Genomic DNA, 17,960 nt, shown 5'->3' with positions numbered 1-17,960 from the left:
TTCCAGCAGGTCCCGGCAGGTCCGATGTCCGGACGGCGGCTGGCGGAACAACCGTCGGACACCGCCCCTCATCGGGCTGCAGCGATGCTAACCCTGCGTTCACACGTGGTGCGAACGGGCACGATGTGACGCTCGGGACAGCCATGATCACCCGTGACGTGCGACACGCGGATCCGGCGACCGTGATCACCGGGCCCGAACGCGCTCTGCCGTCGCGCCTCTCGGGCCGGGGCGGAGCCGCCCGAGGCAGGGCATCGAACCGCATCCCCGGATGACGTCCGTGTGTCAGGGACGTATCGGAACGGTGTCCTTTCCGCCCGATTCGGACCCCGATGATGCCGCAGAATCTTCCGGCAGAACCGCCGCGCGCCGACGAACCTGATGCCCGATCACCTGATCTCCAGCAGATTCTGACGAGAGGCCACGATTCGGTCACGGACCAGGATGGGCCTTTGACCAGCGGCGGTCGGACGGTAACGTCCGACCGATGTCCGCCCGCCAGGGTGGGTGTCAGGTTCGGCCAGCGGTGCCAACAGGGTTCCCGCACCACCAGTGAGATGAAGGAGAAGCTGTGCTTCGCTCCCGCAGCGTCCGGCTGATGGCAGGGGTCGCCGCGGCGGCCCTGGTGCTGTCGGCCTGTGGCTCGAGTTCCGACTCCGGCACCACGACCTCCACCGCCGCCACCACGGCGGCCAGCAGCGCCGCCTCGTCGTCGGCCGGCACCTCGGAGGCCCCGAGCTCGTCCGAGGCCACCTCGGCGTCGTCCGACGGCTCGGCCGGCAGCTCCAGCGGCACCCCGTCCGCCTCGGGCAGCCCCTACGCCCCGATCACCGGCGACCCGGCCTCGGTCAAGGTCGGCATGGCCTACGACGGCCCCAAGGGTGACCAGTCCTTCACCGACTCCGCGTCCGCGGGTGTCGAGGAGGCGAAGAAGCAGGGTGTCGAGGTCGTCGCCGAGCTGTTCGCCACCACCGGCGAGCCGGACTCGGCCAAGGTGGACCGGCTCTCCCAGTTGGTCGACCAGGGCGCCACCATGGTCATCGCGGTCGGCTTCGACTACGCGACCGCCATGGGCACCGTGTCCGCGGCCAACCCGGACGTCAACTTCGGCATCGTCGACGACTCGACCCTGGCCGACTCGCCGAACGTCGCCTCCCTGGTGTTCGCGGCCGAGCAGTCCTCCTACCTGGTCGGCGTCGCCGCCGCGCTGAAGTCCGAGGCCAAGAGCGTCGCCTTCATCGGTGGCGTCAACGTGCCGCTGCTGCAGACCTTCCAGGCGGGCTTCGATGCCGGCGTCGCCGAGATCGACCCGAGCATCAAGAACACCGCCAGCTACATCACCGAGCCGCCGGACTTCTCCGGCTTCAACGCCCCCGACAAGGGCCAGACCATCGCCAAGGGCATCTACGACGCCGGCGCCGACATCATCTACTCGGCCGCGGGCGGCTCGGGCACCGGTGTGTTCCAGGCGGCGCAGGCCGCCGGCAAGCTGGCCATCGGCGTCGACTCCGACCAGTACAACCTGCCCACGCTCGACGCGGTCAAGGACGTCATCATGACCTCGGCCGTCAAGAACGTGAACATCGCGGTGTACGACTTCATCGCCTCCGGTGCGACCGGTGCGCCGCTCACCGGCGTGCAGACCTTCGACCTGGCCAACGGTGGCGTCGGCATCTCCTACTCCGGTGGGGCGATCGACGACATCAAGACCCAGATCGACGAGTACCAGGCGAAGATCATCTCCGGCGAGATCACGGTGCCGACCACCCTCGGCTGATCGCGTCAGCAGTACTCGCAGCAACACAGCACTGAACAGCAGTGACCTGATCAGGGTCCGGTGACATGTCGGGGAAACCCCGGTGTCACCGGACCCTGATCTTCTCTGCGGGGTGGTCCCGTCCGGCACGCGGCGGCGGGGCGGACCGCCCGACCTGTCCGTGCCGGTGTCCGGCGCAGTACGGTGACCCCGGTCACCCCGGCAAGCCCGGAGGGCGCCCACCCGGCCCTTCCGGACCCCACCCGACGAGCCAGCCCCAGGAGCGGCCCATGACCAGCGGCGTGCAGTCCGCCACCACGGCGGAGGCCACCGACGCGCCGATCGCGGTGCGGCTGACCGGCATCACCAAGCGCTATCCCGGTGTGGTCGCCAACTCCGACATCAACCTCACCGTGCGCCGGGCGACCGTGCACGCGCTGGTGGGTGAGAACGGTGCCGGTAAGTCCACGCTGATGAAGACCCTGTACGGGATGCACCAGCCGGACGAGGGCACGATCGAGGTCGACGGCCGCGAGCTGGTGTTCCACTCGCCGGCCGACGCCATCGCCGCCGGGATCGGCATGGTGCACCAGCACTTCATGCTGGCGGACAACCTGACCGTCTGGGAGAACATCGTTCTCGGCTCCGAGCCGGTCAAGGGCGGCCGGCTGGACGCCGCCGGTGCCCGCCGGCACATCTCCGAACTGGCCACCCGCTACGGCCTCACCGTCGATCCCGCCGCGCTGGTGGAGACCCTCGGCGTCGGTGCTCGCCAGCGGGTGGAGATCCTCAAGGTGCTCTACCGCGGCGCGAAGATCCTCATCCTCGACGAGCCCACTGCGGTGCTCGTGCCGCAGGAGGTCGACGAGCTGTTCGGCAACCTGCGCGACCTCAAGTCCGAGGGCCTGACCATCATCTTCATCTCGCACAAGCTGGACGAGGTACGGTCCATCTCCGACGAGATCACCGTGATCCGGCGCGGCACCACCGTCGGCACCGCCGATCCCAAGCAGGTCACCAACCGGCAGCTGGCCGAGCTGATGGTCGGCTCCGCGCTGCCGGTCCCGGAGCTGCGCGAGTCCACCGTCACCGACCGGGAGGTGCTGCGGCTGACCGGGGTCCGGGTGGCCGGCGGCGACGGCCGCGACGTGCTCACCGACATCGACCTGACGATCCACGCCGGCGAGGTCGTCGGCATCGCCGGTGTCGAGGGCAACGGCCAGGCCGAACTGGTCGACGCGATCATGGGCATCATCCCGTTGGCCGGCGGCACCGTCGCGCTGGACGGCACGGACATCTCGGCGCTGTCCACCCTGCACCGCCGGGAGGCCGGGGTCGGGTTCATCCCGGAGGACCGGCACCGGCAGGGGCTGCTGCTGGAGGCATCCCTCTGGGAGAACCGGATGCTCGGCCACCAGACCCGGAGTCCTTCCGCCAAGGGCCGTTTCGTCAACCGGGCCGGTGCCCGGTCGGACACCCAGCGGATCGTGGACCAGTACGACGTCCGCACCCCGGGGATCGACGTGCTGGCCGCGGCGTTGTCCGGCGGTAACCAGCAGAAGCTGATCGTCGGCCGGGAGATGAGCGGCAACCCGGTGCTGCTGATCGCCTCGCACCCGACCCGCGGGGTGGACGTCGGTGCCCAGGCGGCGATCTGGGAGCACCTGCGCAACGCCCGTGCGGCCGGCCTTGCGGTGCTGCTGATCTCGGCCGACCTGGAGGAACTCATCGGCATGTCGGACACGCTGACGGTGATCCTGCGCGGCCGGCTGGTGGGCACCTACGACCCGCACCAGGTGACGCCGGAGTCGCTCGGCGGCGCCATGACCGGCGCCGGTCATGAGGACGTTGTCGCCGCAGACCCGGAGGGTGACCTGACCCCTGCTGCTGCGCCACCGCCCCCCGCCGGGCTGCGGAAGGCATCGTCCGACGACGGGCCCGACTCACCGGTACCGGCCGGCGGTCACCACGCTGCCGGCGACGCCCACACCGACACGGCCACCGGCCCGGACGGAGACGCGGACTGATGCGCAGGATCTCGGGACGTTCGGTCGCGCTGGCGCTGGCCGCGCCGGTGGCCGCACTGCTGATCTCGGCGGTGATCTCCTCGATCATCCTCATAGCCTCCGGGCACAGCCCGTTCACCGCGGCCTCGGCGATGTGGGAGGCGATCGGCCGGACCCGCATCCAGATCTCGGCGCTGAACACGGCCGGCGCCTACTACCTGGCGGCGGTCGCGGTGGCGATCGGCTTCAAGATGAACCTGCTGAACATCGGCGTCGACGGCCAGTACAAGTTGGCCGCCATGCTGTCGGCCTCGCTGGCCGGCGCCGGCTGGATGGCGGACCTGCCGGGCTTCCTGCGGATCATCATGACGATCCTGGCCGCAGTGCTGGTCGGTGCCTCCTGGGCCGGTATCGCGGTGTTCCTCAAGGTCACCCGCGGGGTCAGCGAGGTCATCAGCACGATCATGCTGAACTCCATCGCCATCGCGATCATCGCCTACCTGCTCACCCCGGAGCAGCTGGGCGTGGCCATCGGCAACAACATCGGCACCGCGAAGATCAGCGACGGGGGCAGGGTCGCGACGATCGCGGTCGAGGGGTCGACCACCCCGATCTACACCCTCACCCTGATCGCCGTCGTGGTCGGTGTCGCCTACGCGTTCATGTTGAACCGCACGGTGTTCGGGTTCTCGCTGCGGGCCACCGGGCTGAACCCGGCGGCGGCGATCGCCAGCGGCATCAGCGCCAAGAAGATGGCGGTCGCGGCGATGCTGATGTCCGGCGCCGTCGCCGGTCTGGTCGGCATCCCCGAGCTGCTCAACGGCCCGTCGCAGCAGTACTCGGTGAACTTCCCGGCCGGCTACGGCATCACCGGCATCGCGATCGCGCTGCTCGGCCGGAACAACCCGATCGGCATGGTGTTCGCCGCGCTGCTGTGGGCCTCCCTCGACGGCGTGGCGAACTCGCTGCAGGGCGTGGACATCCCGAACCAGCTGGTGGCGATCATGCAGGGCGTGATCGTGCTGTCCGTGGTCATCGCCTACGAGCTGGTGCGCCGCTACAAGCTGGTGCTGGAACAGCGAGAAGTCGCACGGGCCCTGCAGGCCAAGACCCGGAAGAGCGTGACCGTATGACCGACATCGACGCCCCGCTCACCCGACCGGCCAAGGTCGTCCGCGAACGGAAGCTGACGCCGGCGGTCTGGGCACTGATCATCCTGGGCATCTTCGCCGTGGTGTCGCTGGTCCGGCTGATCACCGGCGCCGACAACCTGACCTCTGTCGGTGCGGTGCAGTCCGCACTCACCGCCGCCGTGCCGATCGCGCTGGCCGGCCTGTCCGGCATCTGGTCCGAACGTGCGGGCATCGTCAACATCGGCCTCGAGGGCATGATGGTGCTGGGCACGTTCGGCTGTGCCGTGGTCGGTTACCAGCACGGCCCGTGGGCCGGTGTGGTGACGGGCGTGCTGTGCGGCCTGCTCGGCGGCCTGCTGCTCGGGCTGGCGGCCATCACCTTCGGCGTCGACCACATCATCGCCGGTGTCGCCCTGTCCATCGTGGCCCCGGGTCTCGCGCTGTTCCTGGCCCAGCTGTGGTTCGGCGGACAGCAGTCACCGCGGGTCGCCGACGTCCCGCGGATCACCATCCCGGGTCTGTCCGACTGGCTGAGCAGTCTGGCCGACAAGGGCTGGTTCCTGATCTCCGACCTGGCCGGCGTCGCCGGCGGTGCGGTCACCCAGCTGTCGCTGCTGACCCTGATCGCGGTCATCCTGATCGTCGGGTCGGCGTTCCTGCTGTGGCGCACCCGGTTCGGGCTGCGGCTGCGGTCCTGCGGCGAGGCGCCCTACGCCGCCGAGTCGCTCGGCGTGAACGTCTACCTCTACAAGTACATCGGCGTGACCGTCTCAGGCGCGATCTCCGGCCTGGCCGGTGCGTTCCTGGTGGTGGGCCTCAACTTCCAGAACGGGCAGACCGCGGGCCGCGGCTACATCGGCCTCGCCTCGGTCATCTTCGGCAACTGGCGACCGGGCGGGATGGCGGCCGGCGCACTGCTCTTCGGCTACACCGACGGCGTCCAGCTGTTCGATTCCACCGGGCTGGCGATGCGGGCGTTCCTGCTGCTGGTGGTGCTGGCCCTGGCCTTCTACGCGGTCCTGCAGTTCCGGGCCCGCAACACCGCCGTCGCCGTGGTCACCACGGTGATCGCGGTGCTGGCCCTGGTCTGGTTCCTCACCACCGACTCGCTGCCCAGCCAGCTGGTGAAGGCGGCCCCGTACGCGATCACCCTGCTGGTGATGGGCCTTGCCTCGCAACGACTCCGGCCGCCGAAGGCGGACGGTCACCCGTACCGGAAGGGCTCGCACTAGTTCCGGGGTGCCCAGGGACCGAAGGCCCCGGGTGCCTCATCGCCGGGCCCCGGAATCCGGCCGCGACGGCACGACAGCACCGATGCACGACAGAAGGAACGCACCATGGAGAGCACGTCCGCCTTCGATCCCGCAGGCGTCGACTGGGAGGCGCTGCGCGCACTCGCCGTCGAGGCCGCCCAGCTCGCCTACTGCCCGTACTCGGGCCTGCAGGTCGGGGTGGCGGCGATCGTCGACGACGGCCGGATCATCACCGGCTGCAACATCGAGAACGCGTCGTACGGACTGGGTCTGTGTGCCGAGTGCACCTTGGTCGGCCAGCTGCGGATGACCGGCGGCGGCCGGCTGGCGGCCCTGGCCTGCCGGTCCGGGACCGGTGAGCTGCTGATGCCGTGCGGCCGGTGCCGGCAGGTCATCTACGAGTTCGGCGGCCCGGATCTGTTGGTGGACACCCCGTCCGGCATCCAGCCGATGACCTGGGTGCTGCCGGACGCGTTCGGCCCGGAGCACCTGCCGGCATGACCGGGCACGTGCTGTCCGGCGTCCGGCTGTGGGACGGCCGGACGGACCGCGGCCTCGTCGACCTGACCGTGTCCGGCGGCCTCGTGACCGAGGTGGTGCCGGCGGCCGGCCCGGACTCGGGTCTGTCGGTGATCCCAGGTCTCGTCGACACCCACGTCCACCTCATCGGTTTCGCCGGCGGCCGGGACCGGGTGAAGGGCTTCGACACCTTCACCTGGCCGCTGGTCACCGAGCGGGAGGAGCAGTCGCTGCACGGTGCGGCGAACGCGCAGCGGGCTATGCGGGCCGGTGTCACCTCGCTGCGCGACCTGGGCGCGGACGAGACACAGGCCGCGGTGGCCCGGGTGTTCGACCTCGGGGTGATGGACGGGCCGCGGCTGCACAACTCCGGCCCGGTCGGCATGACCGCCGGCCACCTCGACCTGTTCACCCCGCGCGCGGTCAAGGACCGGCCGCCCACGGCCGACAGTCCCGACGAGTGCCGCGCTCTCGTCCGACGCTGGGCCCGCACCGGGATGACCGGCATCAAGATCTACACCAGCGGCGGCGTGCTCTCCATGGGCGACAAGGTCGGCTGGCGCAACCACACCCGGGGGGAGATCGCCGCCACCGTCGACGAGGCGCACGCGCTGGGCATGACGGTGGCCTGCCACACCCACTCGGCCGAAGGCATCGACATCGCGCTCGAGGAGGGTGTCGACTCCATCGAGCACGGCACCGGTCTCACCCCGGAGCAGGCGGTCGTGCTGGCGGAGCGTGGGATCCCGGTCGCGCCGACCCTGCTGATCAACGACATGATCGCCCGGGCGGATGTTCCCGTGTCCGACGAGGCGCAGGAGATCGCCGCGGAGCTGATGGTGCACCGGGACAAGGCGCTGGCCGACGCCGCTTCCGCGGGCGTCGACTTCGTCCTCGGGACCGACGCGAACGGCTACTTCCTGGAGTTCGGCGACCAGTGGCTGGAGCTGCGCAGGATGGCCGAGGTGCTCGGCTGGTCGGCGGAACGCACGCTGCAGGCCGGCACCTCCCGCGCCGCTGCTGCCCTGCGGTCCGACGTCGGGGTGCTCGAGCCCGGTCGGCCCGCCGACCTGGTGGTCATGCGCGGGCGCCCGTGGGAGGACGTCGCGGCGATGGACCGGCACGCAGTCACCGCCGTGATCTGCCGGGGCCGCGTGGTAGCAGGAGGGTTGCTCTAGCGTCGCAGGCCGGCGGTGAAGGCGGTGAGGAGGTGGCGGCCGGTGGACCAGTCGCCGAGGCCGCTGGCGGAGTTGATGTGGCCGAGCGGGCCGACGTCGAGGGTGGTGACACCCCAACCTGCGCCGAACTCCTCGGCGCGCTCCAGGCTGCAGTAGGGATCGTCGGAGCTGGCGAGCAGCAGCGCCGGGATGCCGAGCGGCCGTGGGGTCAGCGGGACGAACGTCGGCGCGGCAGCGGCCGGGAAGGTGGGGGCCGCGGTGTCCGGCGGTGCCACCAGCAGCACGCCGGCCGGGCGCCCGCCGCCCGCGATCCACTCCGAGGTCGCCCAGCAGCCGAGGCTGTGCGCGACCAGCACGGCACCGTCCGCCCCGGCCCGCTCCAGCGCCGCGCACCAGTCGGCGAGATCCGGTGCCGCCCAACTGGTCGGCGCGATCCGGGTGGCGCCCAGCTGCTGCTCCCACGAGCTCTGCCAGTGGTCCGGCCCGGAGCTGTCGATGCCCGGGACGACGACGGTGCGCACGCTCATGCCCGGCCGGTGGCGCGCAGCACGAACGCCGGTGACCACCAGTACGGCGAGACGTCCTCGGTGGTGATGTCGGTGAAACCGGCCTCCGCCAGTTGCGCCGCCCAGGCCTCCCGCGGCTGCTCCCAGGTCGCCCGCGGCGCGTCCGGCGCCAGCTGCCCGATCAGCACCGGAGCCAGGAAACCCTGCGCCACCAGGTCGCGGGTGTCGGTGTACTCGGCCAGGCCCTTTTCGTACCGGATCGCCAGCTCCCGGACGTGCGCGTCGGTACCCGGCTCCGGGACGTGCACGTCGAACTCCACCAGCACCAGCCGCCTGACGCGAGGTGCGAGCCGGCGCAGCTGTTCGGTCCGGACAGTGGGCTCCAGGGCGTGCAGGGCGAAGGAGGACTCGGCGAGATCCCAGCTGCTGTCGCTGTTGTCGAGCCGGTCCTGGAGTGTGCCCGGGCCGGAGGTGGTGACGGAGATGTCCCGCGCCGCGAGCGCCGCCGTGCACTGCCCGAGCAGCGCGGCGGATGGTTCGACGAGTTCGACCGACGTCGGGGCGGCCCCGCCGGCCGCGTCGAGGGCGGGCAGCAGTGCCAGCCCGTCGCCGCAGCCGATCTCCAGCAGCGTGGTGGGCCGCACGTCCCGGTAGGTCGCGGCGAGTGCCGCGCTGGTCCGCTGGTACAGCCCGACGTTGCCGCCGCCGCGGATGAACGCCTCGAAAGCGGCCGGGGCGTCGTACACCGTGCCGTCACCGGCCGGGTCGGTCAGGTACTGCTCCAGCGCCGCACCCAGCAGCGAACCGGCCTCCGCGGCCAGCGCAGCGGAGACCATCGCTCCGAAACGATCGCCGTGGGCGGCGAGCTGCAGGGTCAGCACCAGGTCCTGCACGGTGGTGTCCGAGAGCGGCGCGGAGGTGCCGCCGGGGGTGCTGTCCGTCATCGCTGTCTCCTCGCGCTGGTGGTTCCGGTCGGGCCGGGTTCCGCGACGCTGCGTGTACGTGCGACGGTAGTGGACGCCCGGCGACGTCCGGGACGCGAGCGGCGGGCCCGGTCCGTCGCCGGGACCTCGAGCAGTGGGCGATGGGAGTGGTGGGCATGGGCACGGACGGACGCGCCGCCGATCTGGTGATCGAGAACGTGACCGCACTGGTGCACGGCGGGGACGGGACGATCGACTTCCTGCCGGGCGCCCGGATCGTGGTCCGTGACGGTGTCATCGAATCCGTTGCCGCAGCTGGTGACTCGCCCGTACCGGAGGGTGTCGAGGTGATCGACGGTCGCGGCCAGGTGGCGATGCCCGGCCTGATCAACTGCCACACCCACGCACCGATGGTGATGTTCCGCGGGGCCGCGGAGGACGTGTCGACCGTCGACTGGTTCAACAAGCGGATCTGGCCGATGGAGGTCAACCTCACCGCCGACGACGTCGAGCTGGCGGCCCGGCTGGCCTGCGCCGAGATGATCGCCGGCGGCGTGACCACCTTCGCCGACCACTACTTCATGATGGACCGGGTGGCCACCGCCGTCGACGACACCGGCCTGCGTGCGAATCTCGGCTGGACCTACTTCTCCTCCGAGGGACCGGCCGGCTTCGAACGGGGCCTGGAGTACGCGCTGGCCTACCGCGGCACCGCCGGCGGGCGCATCACCACATCGCTGGCCCCGCACGGGGTCTACACCGTCGACGACGCCGATCTGGAGCGCACCGCGGCGGCCGGGATCGAGCACGACCTGCTGGTGCACATCCACGCCGCGGAACATCGCGAGGAGACCCGGGCCAGCCGGGCCCGGCGCGGTCTGACCCCGATCGGGGTGCTGGGGAAGACCGGCCTGCTGGAGGGCCGGACCCTGATCGCGCACGCGAAAGGCACTGTGCCGGAGGACGTCCCGCTGTTGCAGGCGGCGCAGGGGCGGGTCGGCGTCGGCTCCGCGCCGAAGGGCTACCTGAAGGTGGGGGAGGACACCACGCCCATCCGGCTGCTGCTCGCCGCGGGTGTCGCGGTCGGCCTGGCCACCGACGGTGCCGCGTCGAACAACACGCTCGACGTGTGGGAGTCGATGACGATGACGGCGCTGGTGCAGAAGTTCGTCGAGCGGGACGAGCTGTGGATGTCGGCGAAGCAGACCCTGGGCCTGGCCACCCTCGGCAGTGCCGCGGCCCTCGGCCTGGCCGGGCAGATCGGCTCGCTGGCGCCCGGCCACCAGGCCGATGTCATCCTGGTCGACCTGACCGGCCCGCACACCCAGCCGGTGCACGACCTCGCCTCGACCCTGGTGTTCAGCGCCCGGTCCGCCGACATCAGCACCACGATCGTCGCCGGCAAGGTTCTGATGCGGGACCGGAAGCTGCTGACCGTGGACGTCGCCGAGCTCTCCACCCGCCTGGCACCCCGCCTCGCCGCCCTCACCGACACCGCCCACGGCCGCACGATCCAGCAGTACGACGCCGTCTGACCCCGCCCCTGGCGTGGATCAACAACGTCCGCAGGGCTTTTCGGGGCGGGAATGGGACGGCTGGTGCAGGAGTCGCCGAGTTCGCCCCTGCGACGCGGGGGGACCCCGTAGCGGCGGCAGGCGACCCTGATCACCCCGCCGCCGCATGCCGCGCTCAGCCGAAGGGCAGCAGCTCGCCCATCAGCAGGTCGGTGCCGTGGGCGAGGAAGTTGTGGCGGGAGTCGACCCGGTGCACGGTGAAGTCCGGGTCCATCTCGAGGCGCTGGGTCAGCCCGGCGAACGGGGTGTGCGGCAACCACTCGGCACCGACCGCCGCCACGTAGTGCTTGCGCGGCACGGTCCGCCACCGCCCGGGCAGCCTCGACTTCTGGATCAGGGTGCCGAGCGGGTGCGGCCGGGCCCGCTCGTCGAAGAACGGCAGCGGCGCCACCCCGAGGCCGTCGGCGCCGGCCCCGTCGATGTACCACTCGCGTTCCTCGTCGTTGGTCATCGTCCAGGCGGACTCCCCGTCCTCCGGGACGAAGGCGTCCAGGTAGACCAGCGCCTGCACCTTCTCCGGGCGCAGCTCGGCGGCACCGGAGATCACACTCCCGGCGTAGCTGTGGCCGACGAGCACGGCCGCGCCGTCGCGGGCGTCGAGCACCCGGACGACGTCGTCGATGTGGGTGTCCAGGTTCGCGTCGGGCGCCGGCGGGCCGTCCGGGTCCAGCCCGGCCAGGGTCACCGCGTCGCCGACGTGGCCGTGCGCCGCCAGTTCCTCCACGATCGGCCGGTACCACCAGCCGCCGTGGTTCATGCCCGGGACCAGGACGAACCAGGTCATCGCCGCCTCCTTGCACTCGGATCCGCAGCAGGCAGGTTCCCGGTCCGCCGGTGTTCAGTCCCGCGTTCGGTCGCCCGTCCGGTCCTGCGGGTGCAGCCGCAGGAAGTCGCCGATCAGTCGTGCCGCCGCGGCGGTGAGCGCATCCAGCAGCGCTTCACCCTTCTCCGCGGTGGCGTGGGTGGGATCGCCGAACACGCCGGTGGCGCCGAGCTCGGCCATGCCGTACTCGGCGTCCGGGAAGTCGGGCGGGAACACCGGGTACTCGGCGACGGCGCGGGACATGTCCACCGCCTCCGGGGCGACGGCCAGCACGATCGAGGTCTCCAGCTCGTCGGCGTGGTGCAGGCCGAAGCCGGCGGGCCGGGACGTGCCGATCGCCGCGAACGCCTCCGTCATCCCCGGGTAGTTCAGCACCAGCACCGGGAAACCGTTGCGCTCCTTCGCATCCCGGGCAGCCAGTGCCAGCGGCGCGCGGTTGCCGAAATCGCCGTTGACGATGACCAGCGCCCGCGCCCCCTGCCGGTGAAGGGCGGAGATGAGGTCGCCGGCGATGGCCCGCACCGTGTCGAACGACAGGCTCAGGGTGCCCGGGAAACCGTCGTTGCCGGTGGTCTGCCCGTACTCGACCGCCGGCAGCAGCACCCCGTCGACCACCGGGCACAGCCGCTCGGCCAGCGCCCGGGCCATGATCGTGTCGGTGGACAGCGGCAGGTGCGGCCCGTGCTGCTCGAACGCGCCGAACGGCAGCAGCGGCACCGACCCGGCCGCCAGCAGCGCGCCGAGATCCGGGGACGAGTGGTGGGTGCTCATCGGCGGAGGGTCAACCGGCCAGCAGCGCCCGGGCCGCGATCCGGACCATCGGCTCGAACCGGGTCTCCCGCTCGTCGGCTGACATCGCCTCGTGCCGGATGATGTGGTCGGTGATGGTGGCGACGGTGAGCGCCTCCTTGCCCTCGGCCGCGGCCACGCCGTAGAGCGCAGCCGCCTCCATCTCGACGGCCAGCGTGCCGTGCGCGGCGAGCCCGGCGGTCACGTCCTGGCGGTCCGAGTAGAAGGTGTCCGAGGAGAAGATCGGCCCCACCCGGTGGGTGATCCCGGCTTCCTGCGCCGCCGTGACAGCGGCGGCCAGCAGCCCGAAGGCGGGTGCGTGGCTGAAGTGGACACCGGGGATGCGCAGCGCCGCCATCGACGAGTCGGTGTGCGCGGCCGAGGCGATGACCACCTCACCCAGCTGGGCCTCGTCGGCGATCCCGCCGGCCGTCCCGACCCTGATGATCCGCTGCACCCCGTAGAACCGGAACAGTTCGGTGGCGTAGATGCTGATCGACGGCATGCCCATGCCGGAGGCCATCGCCGTCATCGGCCGGCCCTCGAAAGTCCCTGTCCAGCCCTCGATCCCGCGCACCTCGGTGACCAGCCGCGGCTCGTCGAAGAAGGCATGGGCGATCCGCCGGGCCCGGCGCGGGTCGCCGGGCATCAGCACCACCGGTGCGATGTCGCCGTCCGCGGCGCTGATGTGCGGGGTTCCCATGTGGATCTCCTTGCTGGTCGGGGCTGGTCGGGGCTTGGCGGTGCTTCTCGGTCGCTCGCCGGGCGCGGTCAGGGCTGCAGGCGCAGGGCGGACAGTCCGCGGATGACGAAATACGGCTGGTAGACGGGAGTCTCCGTCAGGTGCAGGTCCGGGTACCTGCGCAGCAGGTCCAGCGAGACCTCCAGCTCGAGCCGCGCGAGCGGTGCCCCGATGCAGAAGTGCAGACCGCCGCCGAACCCGATGTGGGTGGCATCGCCCCGGCCGGCGTCGAACGCGTCCGGGTCCGGGAAGCGATCCGGGTCCCGGTTGGCCGACCCGAACATCATCGCCACCCGGTCGCCACGGCGGAACTCGACGCCGCCCAGTTCGACCCCGTCGTGCAGCACCCAACGCTCGAAGAGCTGCAGCGGGGCGTCCCAGCGGATGAGTTCCTCGACGGCGGCGGCAGTCCCGACCTCGCCCGAGGTCACCCGGGCCCATTGGGCCGGGTGCAGCATCATCGCCCGCATCCCGTTGCCCAGGGTGTTGACGGTCGCCTCGTGCCCGGCGTTGAGCAGCACGATCACCGTGCTGACGATCTCGTTCTCGGTCAGCCGGTCACCGCTGTCGGACACCTGCACCAGCTCTGTGATCAGGTCCTCCCGCGGGTCGGTGCGCCGCTCGGCGATCAGGGCCCGGACCCGGTCGATGAACTCGTCCGCGGCGATCTCCGCCCGGCCGCGCTCGTCGTCGCTGGTGGAGAACTCGTACATCTTGACGATGGCGTGCGACCACTCCAGCAGTTTCGGACCGTCCGGCAACGGGACGCCGAGCAGGGTGCAGATGACCGCGACCGAGAACGGCTGCGCGTAGTCGCCGATCAGGTCGAAACCCGCTGCAGCACCGCTGTTCCCGACCGCTTCGTCGAGACGGCGGGCGGCGATGTCGGCGATCCGCGGGCGCAGCGCCGCCACCGACCTGGCGGTGAACACCTTGGTGATCAGCCGCCGGAGGCGGGTGTGGTCCGGCGGCTCCAGGTTGAGCAGCGACCAGCGCTCGCTGAGCTGCCACCGCGGCCAGCGGTCGTCCGGCGCGGGCTGCCCGAACTCCTCCTCGGTGTAGAGGTGCTTGAAGTCCCGACCCAGCCGACGGTCGCGCAGCGCGGCGTTGACCTCGGCGTACCGGGGCAGCAGGTAGACCCCGCGCGGGCCGAACGGCAGCACCGGCCCGAGTGCGCGGAGCCGGCCGAAGACCGGGTAGGGGTCGGCGAGGAACCGGGGGTCGGCAGGATCGAACCCGGCGGCGGCGGGGTCGAGGGCGACGGGGTCGAGATCGGCGGCGGACAGCACCCGACGAGGGTATGCCGCCGGGCATGGTGCGCCGTCCTGGCTCCTGGCTCCTGGCTCCTGGCTCCAGGCGTCGGGCCGCCGGCACCGTGCCGCGCAGCGTCGGTGGCCGCGGGGCCGGCACGGTTGTTCCAGCTGACATTGCGAGAACTCGACCGGGCCTGACCGCCGTCGTCCGCCCACCCTCCGGGCGCGCGCGACCCGGCAGCTCGCCCGTCCCGCCCGGGCACCACCGGGACGCAGGCACTGGTCGATACTGGACGCCGGACCGAGGAGGCACACCGGATGAGCACCATCGCGGCGGTGGACGTCATCATCGCCAAGCGTGACGGGCGGGCGTTGACCGACGAGCAGATCGACTGGGTGGTGGCTGCGTACACCGCCGGCGAGGTCGCCGAGGAGCAGATGTCGGCGCTGCTGATGGCGATCCTGCTGAACGGCATGGAGCGCCGCGAGGTGGTGCGCTGGACCGCGGCGATGATCGCCTCCGGGATCCGGCTCGACCTGTCCGGGGTGGGTCGGCCGACCGTCGACAAACACTCGACAGGTGGTGTGGGGGACAAGATCTCACTACCGCTGGCGCCACTGGTGGCCGCTTGTGGGGCCGCTGTCCCGCAGCTGTCCGGGCGCGGGCTGGGGCACACCGGCGGCACGCTGGACAAGATGGAGGCCATCCCGGGTTGGGATCCGCTGCTCTCGCCCGAGGCGATGACCCGGCAGCTCGCCGAGGTCGGCGCGGTGATCTGCGCGGCGTCGGCCGACCTGGCGCCGGCGGACAAGCGGCTCTACGCGCTGCGCGACGTGACCGCGACCGTCGAGTCCATCCCGATGATCTCGGCGTCGATCATGAGCAAGAAGATCGCCGAGGGCACGTCCGCTCTGGTCCTGGACGTCAAGGTGGGCTCCGGTGCGTTCATGAAGACCAGGGAGAAGGCCGCGGAGCTGGCCCGGTCGATGGTCGATCTGGGGGCCGGGTCGGGTGTGCGCACGACCGCCCTGCTGACTGCGATGGACAGCCCGCTGGGCCGGGCGGCCGGCAACGCGGTCGAGGTCGCCGAGTCGCTGGAGGTGCTCGCCGGCGGCGGGCCCGCGGACGTGGTGGAGCTGACGCTGGCGCTGGCCCGGGAGATGGTGGCCCTGGCCGGGCTGGACGTCGACCCGGCGCAGGTGCTCGCCTCCGGCCGGGCGATGGACGTGTGGCGCGCGATGGTCGCCGGTCAGGGTGGTGACCCCGACGCTCCGCTGCCGCAGCCGCAGGTGCGCGAGATCGTCCGGGCGGACCGGTCCGGCATCATCGGCCGGCTCGACGCGATGCCGGTCGGGATCGCGGCCTGGCGGCTCGGTGCGGGCCGGGCGCGGCCCGGTGACCCGGTGCAGTCCGCGGCCGGGGTGCTCTGCCTGGCCAAGCCGGGGGAGACGGTGGCGGCCGGGGCGCCGCTGTTCGAACTGCACACCGACGACCCCTCGCTGGTCGAGGGGGCACTCGCCGACCTGGCCGGCGCGATCGAGATCGCCCCGCCGGGAGCCGTTGTCGACCCGGGCCCGCTGGTCCTGGACGTGGTGCGCTGACCTCGGACCCGGATCAGCTCGCCGGTCAACGCGCGGGTCCCGTCGAGCAGCTCGAGGTCCGGCGTCAGCGGAGTGCGGTGCGCAGGTACTGCCGCACGGCCAGCGGGATGCAGACGGCCAGGATCACCACGATCCAGATCAGCGTGTAGACCACCGGGTGCTGCATCGGCCAGACGTCCGGCACGGGAGTGAGCGCCGAGGTGTTGCCGAACAGGTCGCGCGACGCCTGGGTGATGGAGGAGATCGGGTTCCAGTCGGCGATCGCCTTCAACACCGACGGGAATCCTTCGGTCGGGACGAAGGTGTTGGCGATGAAGGTCAGCGGGAAGATCACGATGAAGCTGGCGTTGTTGAACACCTCCGGCGTGCGCACCAGCATCCCGACGATCACCATCACCCAGGACATCGCGAACGCGAAGAGCAGCAGCAGCACGAAGCCGAGCAGCGCCTCCGGGACCGACGAGCGGATCCGCCAGCCGACCAGCAGGCCGGTCAGCGCCATCACCACGATCGAGATGGCGTTCAGTCCGATGTCGGCGACCGTCCGCCCGACCAGCACCGACGATCGGGCCATGGGCAGCGAGCGGAACCGGTCGATGAGGCCCTTCTGCAGATCCTCGGCGATGCTGGTGCCGCTGAACGAGGCGCCGAACAGCACGGTCTGCGCGAAGATGCCGGGCAGCAGGAACTCGGCGTAGCTGAGCCCCTCGATCGGGATCGCGCTGCCGAAGACGTAGACGAACAGCAGCACGAACATGATCGGCGACAGGATCGAGAAGACGATCAGGTCGGGAACCCGCTTGACCTTGATCAGGTTCCGCTTGGTGATGGCGACGCTGTCGCCGAGCCATTCGGTGGCCGTGCTCATCGGGTCTCTCCCTTCTGCGACGTGCCCTTGGCGGACTTCCCTGGATCCGGGTCGTCGTCACCCGCTGCCTCGTCCGACTCCTCGGCGGCGTGGCCGGTGAGGGTGAGGAACACGTCGTCCAGGTCGGGCCGGCGCAGTCCGACGTCGGCCAGCTCGATACCGGTGGGCTCGAGCAGGGCCAGCGCCCGGGCCAGGGTCTCCGCGCCGCCGGTGATCGGTGCGGTGACCCGTCGTACCTGCTCGTCGATCCGGGGCGGGTCACTGGCCAGGGACGCGATCGCCTCGACCACCCGCGGCAGGTCCTCGGCGTGCACCACGTCGAACTCCAGCCGCTGGCCGCCGACCTGGGCCTTGAGCTCGTCGGCGGTGCCGCGGGCGATCACCGTGCCGCGGTCGATCACCACCATGTCGTTCGCCAGCCGGTCCGCCTCCTCCAGGTACTGGGTGGTCAGCAGGATCGTGGTGCCGTCGCCGACCAGGTCCGCGATGAACTGCCACATGCCCTGGCGGCTGCGCGGGTCCAGCCCGGTGGTCGGTTCGTCCAGGAACAGCACGGCGGGGCGGGCGATCAGCGAGGCGGCGATGTCCAGCCGTCGGCGCATGCCGCCGGAGTAGGTCTTCGCGGGACGGTTGCCGGCCTCGGTGAGGTCGAACCGCTCGAGCAGCTCCCCGGCCCGCTCCCGCGCCACCGATCGGCCGAGATGGTAGAGCCGGCCGACCATCTCCAGGTTCTCGAACCCGGTCAGGTACTCGTCGACGGCGGCGTACTGACCTGTCAGTCCGATCGTCGCGCGCACCTTGTCCGCGTCGGCGACCACGTCGAACCCGGCCACCCGGGCGGATCCGCCGTCCGGGCGCAGCAGGGTGGTGAGGATGCGCACCGCCGTGGTCTTGCCGGCGCCGTTCGGCCCGAGCAGGCCCAGCACCGTGCCCTGCTCGACCGCGAGGTCGACGCCGGCCAGTGCCGTGTTGTCCTTGAACTTCTTGACGAGTGCTTCCGCTTCGATGAGTGGAGCCATGATCGACACCCTAGGG

Annotated in this window: 16 protein-coding genes; 8 read left to right on the top strand and 8 right to left on the bottom strand. The window is 71.3% G+C overall.

All coding sequences use genetic code 11. From position 1 onward, the window contains the following. Positions 1 to 571 precede the first annotated feature (571 nt). The 6 genes from GIS00_RS09850 (at position 572) to GIS00_RS09825 (ending at position 7,845) form a co-directional block, all read left to right on the top strand. Positions 572 to 1,777, top strand: coding sequence for a BMP family lipoprotein (locus GIS00_RS09850; RefSeq protein ID WP_322097788.1), 1,206 nt, complete (start codon positions 572 to 574; stop codon positions 1,775 to 1,777). Between the two features lie 269 nt (positions 1,778 to 2,046). After that, positions 2,047 to 3,783, top strand: a complete 1,737-nt coding sequence (locus tag GIS00_RS09845) for an ABC transporter ATP-binding protein (RefSeq protein ID WP_154768247.1) — start codon at positions 2,047 to 2,049, stop codon at positions 3,781 to 3,783. Then, a complete protein-coding gene (locus tag GIS00_RS09840; protein WP_154768246.1) occupies positions 3,783 to 4,895 on the top strand; it encodes an ABC transporter permease in 1,113 nt (370 codons plus the stop codon). The genes GIS00_RS09845 and GIS00_RS09840 overlap by 1 nt, the downstream gene beginning before the upstream one ends. Then, entirely contained in the window at positions 4,892 to 6,127 is a 1,236-nt protein-coding gene (locus GIS00_RS09835; protein WP_154768245.1) for an ABC transporter permease, read from the top strand. The genes GIS00_RS09840 and GIS00_RS09835 overlap by 4 nt, the downstream gene beginning before the upstream one ends. 105 nt (positions 6,128 to 6,232) lie before the next feature. Then, positions 6,233 to 6,649 (top strand): cytidine deaminase, encoded by a 417-nt coding sequence (locus tag GIS00_RS09830; protein ID WP_154768244.1) that lies wholly within the window; start codon positions 6,233 to 6,235, stop codon positions 6,647 to 6,649. Continuing rightward, positions 6,646 to 7,845 carry an amidohydrolase family protein gene (locus GIS00_RS09825; RefSeq protein WP_154768243.1) on the top strand — a complete coding sequence of 400 codons (1,200 nt, stop codon included), beginning with the start codon at positions 6,646 to 6,648 and terminating at the stop codon, positions 7,843 to 7,845. Before GIS00_RS09830 ends, GIS00_RS09825 begins: the two co-directional genes overlap by 4 nt. Here GIS00_RS09825 and GIS00_RS09820 read toward each other — a convergent pair. Beyond that, complete coding sequence (locus GIS00_RS09820; protein WP_154768242.1) at positions 7,842 to 8,372, bottom strand: RBBP9/YdeN family alpha/beta hydrolase; 531 nt, start codon at positions 8,370 to 8,372, stop codon at positions 7,842 to 7,844. The two genes, GIS00_RS09825 and GIS00_RS09820, sit on opposite strands and share 4 nt — an antisense overlap. Beyond that, the gene (locus tag GIS00_RS09815; protein ID WP_230313355.1) at positions 8,369 to 9,295 is read right to left on the bottom strand and encodes a class I SAM-dependent methyltransferase; all 927 of its coding nucleotides are present in this window, start codon (positions 9,293 to 9,295) and stop codon (positions 8,369 to 8,371) included. Before GIS00_RS09815 ends, GIS00_RS09820 begins: the two co-directional genes overlap by 4 nt. A gap of 155 nt (positions 9,296 to 9,450) precedes the next feature. Between GIS00_RS09815 and GIS00_RS09810 the strand changes: the two genes are divergently transcribed. Next, complete coding sequence (locus GIS00_RS09810; RefSeq protein ID WP_196073209.1) at positions 9,451 to 10,809, top strand: amidohydrolase; 1,359 nt, start codon at positions 9,451 to 9,453, stop codon at positions 10,807 to 10,809. A 154-nt stretch (positions 10,810 to 10,963) separates the two neighbouring features. On the opposite strand, the gene GIS00_RS09805 is transcribed toward GIS00_RS09810, so the two are convergent. The 4 genes from GIS00_RS09805 to GIS00_RS09790 form a co-directional block, all read right to left on the bottom strand. Next, positions 10,964 to 11,632, bottom strand: a complete 669-nt coding sequence (locus tag GIS00_RS09805; RefSeq protein ID WP_154768240.1) for an alpha/beta hydrolase — start codon at positions 11,630 to 11,632, stop codon at positions 10,964 to 10,966. Between the two features lie 54 nt (positions 11,633 to 11,686). Then, positions 11,687 to 12,442: a creatininase family protein gene (locus GIS00_RS09800; protein WP_154768239.1), complete on the bottom strand. Its 756-nt coding sequence runs from the start codon at positions 12,440 to 12,442 to the stop codon at positions 11,687 to 11,689. A gap of 10 nt (positions 12,443 to 12,452) precedes the next feature. Continuing rightward, positions 12,453 to 13,163, bottom strand: a complete 711-nt coding sequence (gene deoD, locus GIS00_RS09795; RefSeq protein ID WP_154768238.1) for a purine-nucleoside phosphorylase — start codon at positions 13,161 to 13,163, stop codon at positions 12,453 to 12,455. 68 nt (positions 13,164 to 13,231) lie between these two features. Further along, the gene (locus tag GIS00_RS09790) at positions 13,232 to 14,491 is read right to left on the bottom strand and encodes a cytochrome P450 (RefSeq protein ID WP_322097787.1); all 1,260 of its coding nucleotides are present in this window, start codon (positions 14,489 to 14,491) and stop codon (positions 13,232 to 13,234) included. 282 nt (positions 14,492 to 14,773) lie between these two features. Between GIS00_RS09790 and GIS00_RS09785 the strand changes: the two genes are divergently transcribed. Beyond that, positions 14,774 to 16,057 carry a thymidine phosphorylase gene (locus GIS00_RS09785; protein ID WP_154768237.1) on the top strand — a complete coding sequence of 428 codons (1,284 nt, stop codon included), beginning with the start codon at positions 14,774 to 14,776 and terminating at the stop codon, positions 16,055 to 16,057. A gap of 64 nt (positions 16,058 to 16,121) precedes the next feature. On the opposite strand, the gene GIS00_RS09780 is transcribed toward GIS00_RS09785, so the two are convergent. Together GIS00_RS09780 and GIS00_RS09775 are read right to left on the bottom strand one after the other, a co-directional pair. Next, complete coding sequence (locus tag GIS00_RS09780; RefSeq protein WP_154768236.1) at positions 16,122 to 16,925, bottom strand: ABC transporter permease; 804 nt, start codon at positions 16,923 to 16,925, stop codon at positions 16,122 to 16,124. Continuing rightward, a complete protein-coding gene (locus tag GIS00_RS09775; RefSeq protein ID WP_154768235.1) occupies positions 16,922 to 17,944 on the bottom strand; it encodes an ATP-binding cassette domain-containing protein in 1,023 nt (340 codons plus the stop codon). The genes GIS00_RS09780 and GIS00_RS09775 overlap by 4 nt, the downstream gene beginning before the upstream one ends. Between the last annotated feature and the right edge of the window lie 16 nt (positions 17,945 to 17,960).

It is taken from the genome of Nakamurella alba, assembly GCF_009707545.1.
Classification (GTDB): Bacteria; Actinomycetota; Actinomycetes; order Mycobacteriales; family Nakamurellaceae; genus Nakamurella; species Nakamurella alba.
This window is presented reverse-complemented; position numbering and strand designations above follow the sequence as displayed.

Coding starts and splice junctions, on each gene's coding strand:
- GIS00_RS09845 (WP_154768247.1), top strand. CDS start 2,047: ATGACCAGCGGCGTGCAGTCCGCCACCACGGCGGAGGCCACCGACGCG.
- GIS00_RS09840 (WP_154768246.1), top strand. CDS start 3,783: ATGCGCAGGATCTCGGGACGTTCGGTCGCGCTGGCGCTGGCCGCGCCG.
- GIS00_RS09835 (WP_154768245.1), top strand. CDS start 4,892: ATGACCGACATCGACGCCCCGCTCACCCGACCGGCCAAGGTCGTCCGC.
- GIS00_RS09830 (WP_154768244.1), top strand. CDS start 6,233: ATGGAGAGCACGTCCGCCTTCGATCCCGCAGGCGTCGACTGGGAGGCG.
- GIS00_RS09825 (WP_154768243.1), top strand. CDS start 6,646: ATGACCGGGCACGTGCTGTCCGGCGTCCGGCTGTGGGACGGCCGGACG.
- GIS00_RS09820 (WP_154768242.1), bottom strand. CDS start 8,372: ATGAGCGTGCGCACCGTCGTCGTCCCGGGCATCGACAGCTCCGGGCCG.
- GIS00_RS09815 (WP_230313355.1), bottom strand. CDS start 9,295: ATGACGGACAGCACCCCCGGCGGCACCTCCGCGCCGCTCTCGGACACC.
- GIS00_RS09810 (WP_196073209.1), top strand. CDS start 9,451: ATGGGCACGGACGGACGCGCCGCCGATCTGGTGATCGAGAACGTGACC.
- GIS00_RS09805 (WP_154768240.1), bottom strand. CDS start 11,632: ATGACCTGGTTCGTCCTGGTCCCGGGCATGAACCACGGCGGCTGGTGG.
- GIS00_RS09800 (WP_154768239.1), bottom strand. CDS start 12,442: ATGAGCACCCACCACTCGTCCCCGGATCTCGGCGCGCTGCTGGCGGCC.
- deoD (WP_154768238.1), bottom strand. CDS start 13,163: ATGGGAACCCCGCACATCAGCGCCGCGGACGGCGACATCGCACCGGTG.
- GIS00_RS09785 (WP_154768237.1), top strand. CDS start 14,774: ATGAGCACCATCGCGGCGGTGGACGTCATCATCGCCAAGCGTGACGGG.
- GIS00_RS09780 (WP_154768236.1), bottom strand. CDS start 16,925: ATGAGCACGGCCACCGAATGGCTCGGCGACAGCGTCGCCATCACCAAG.
- GIS00_RS09775 (WP_154768235.1), bottom strand. CDS start 17,944: ATGGCTCCACTCATCGAAGCGGAAGCACTCGTCAAGAAGTTCAAGGAC.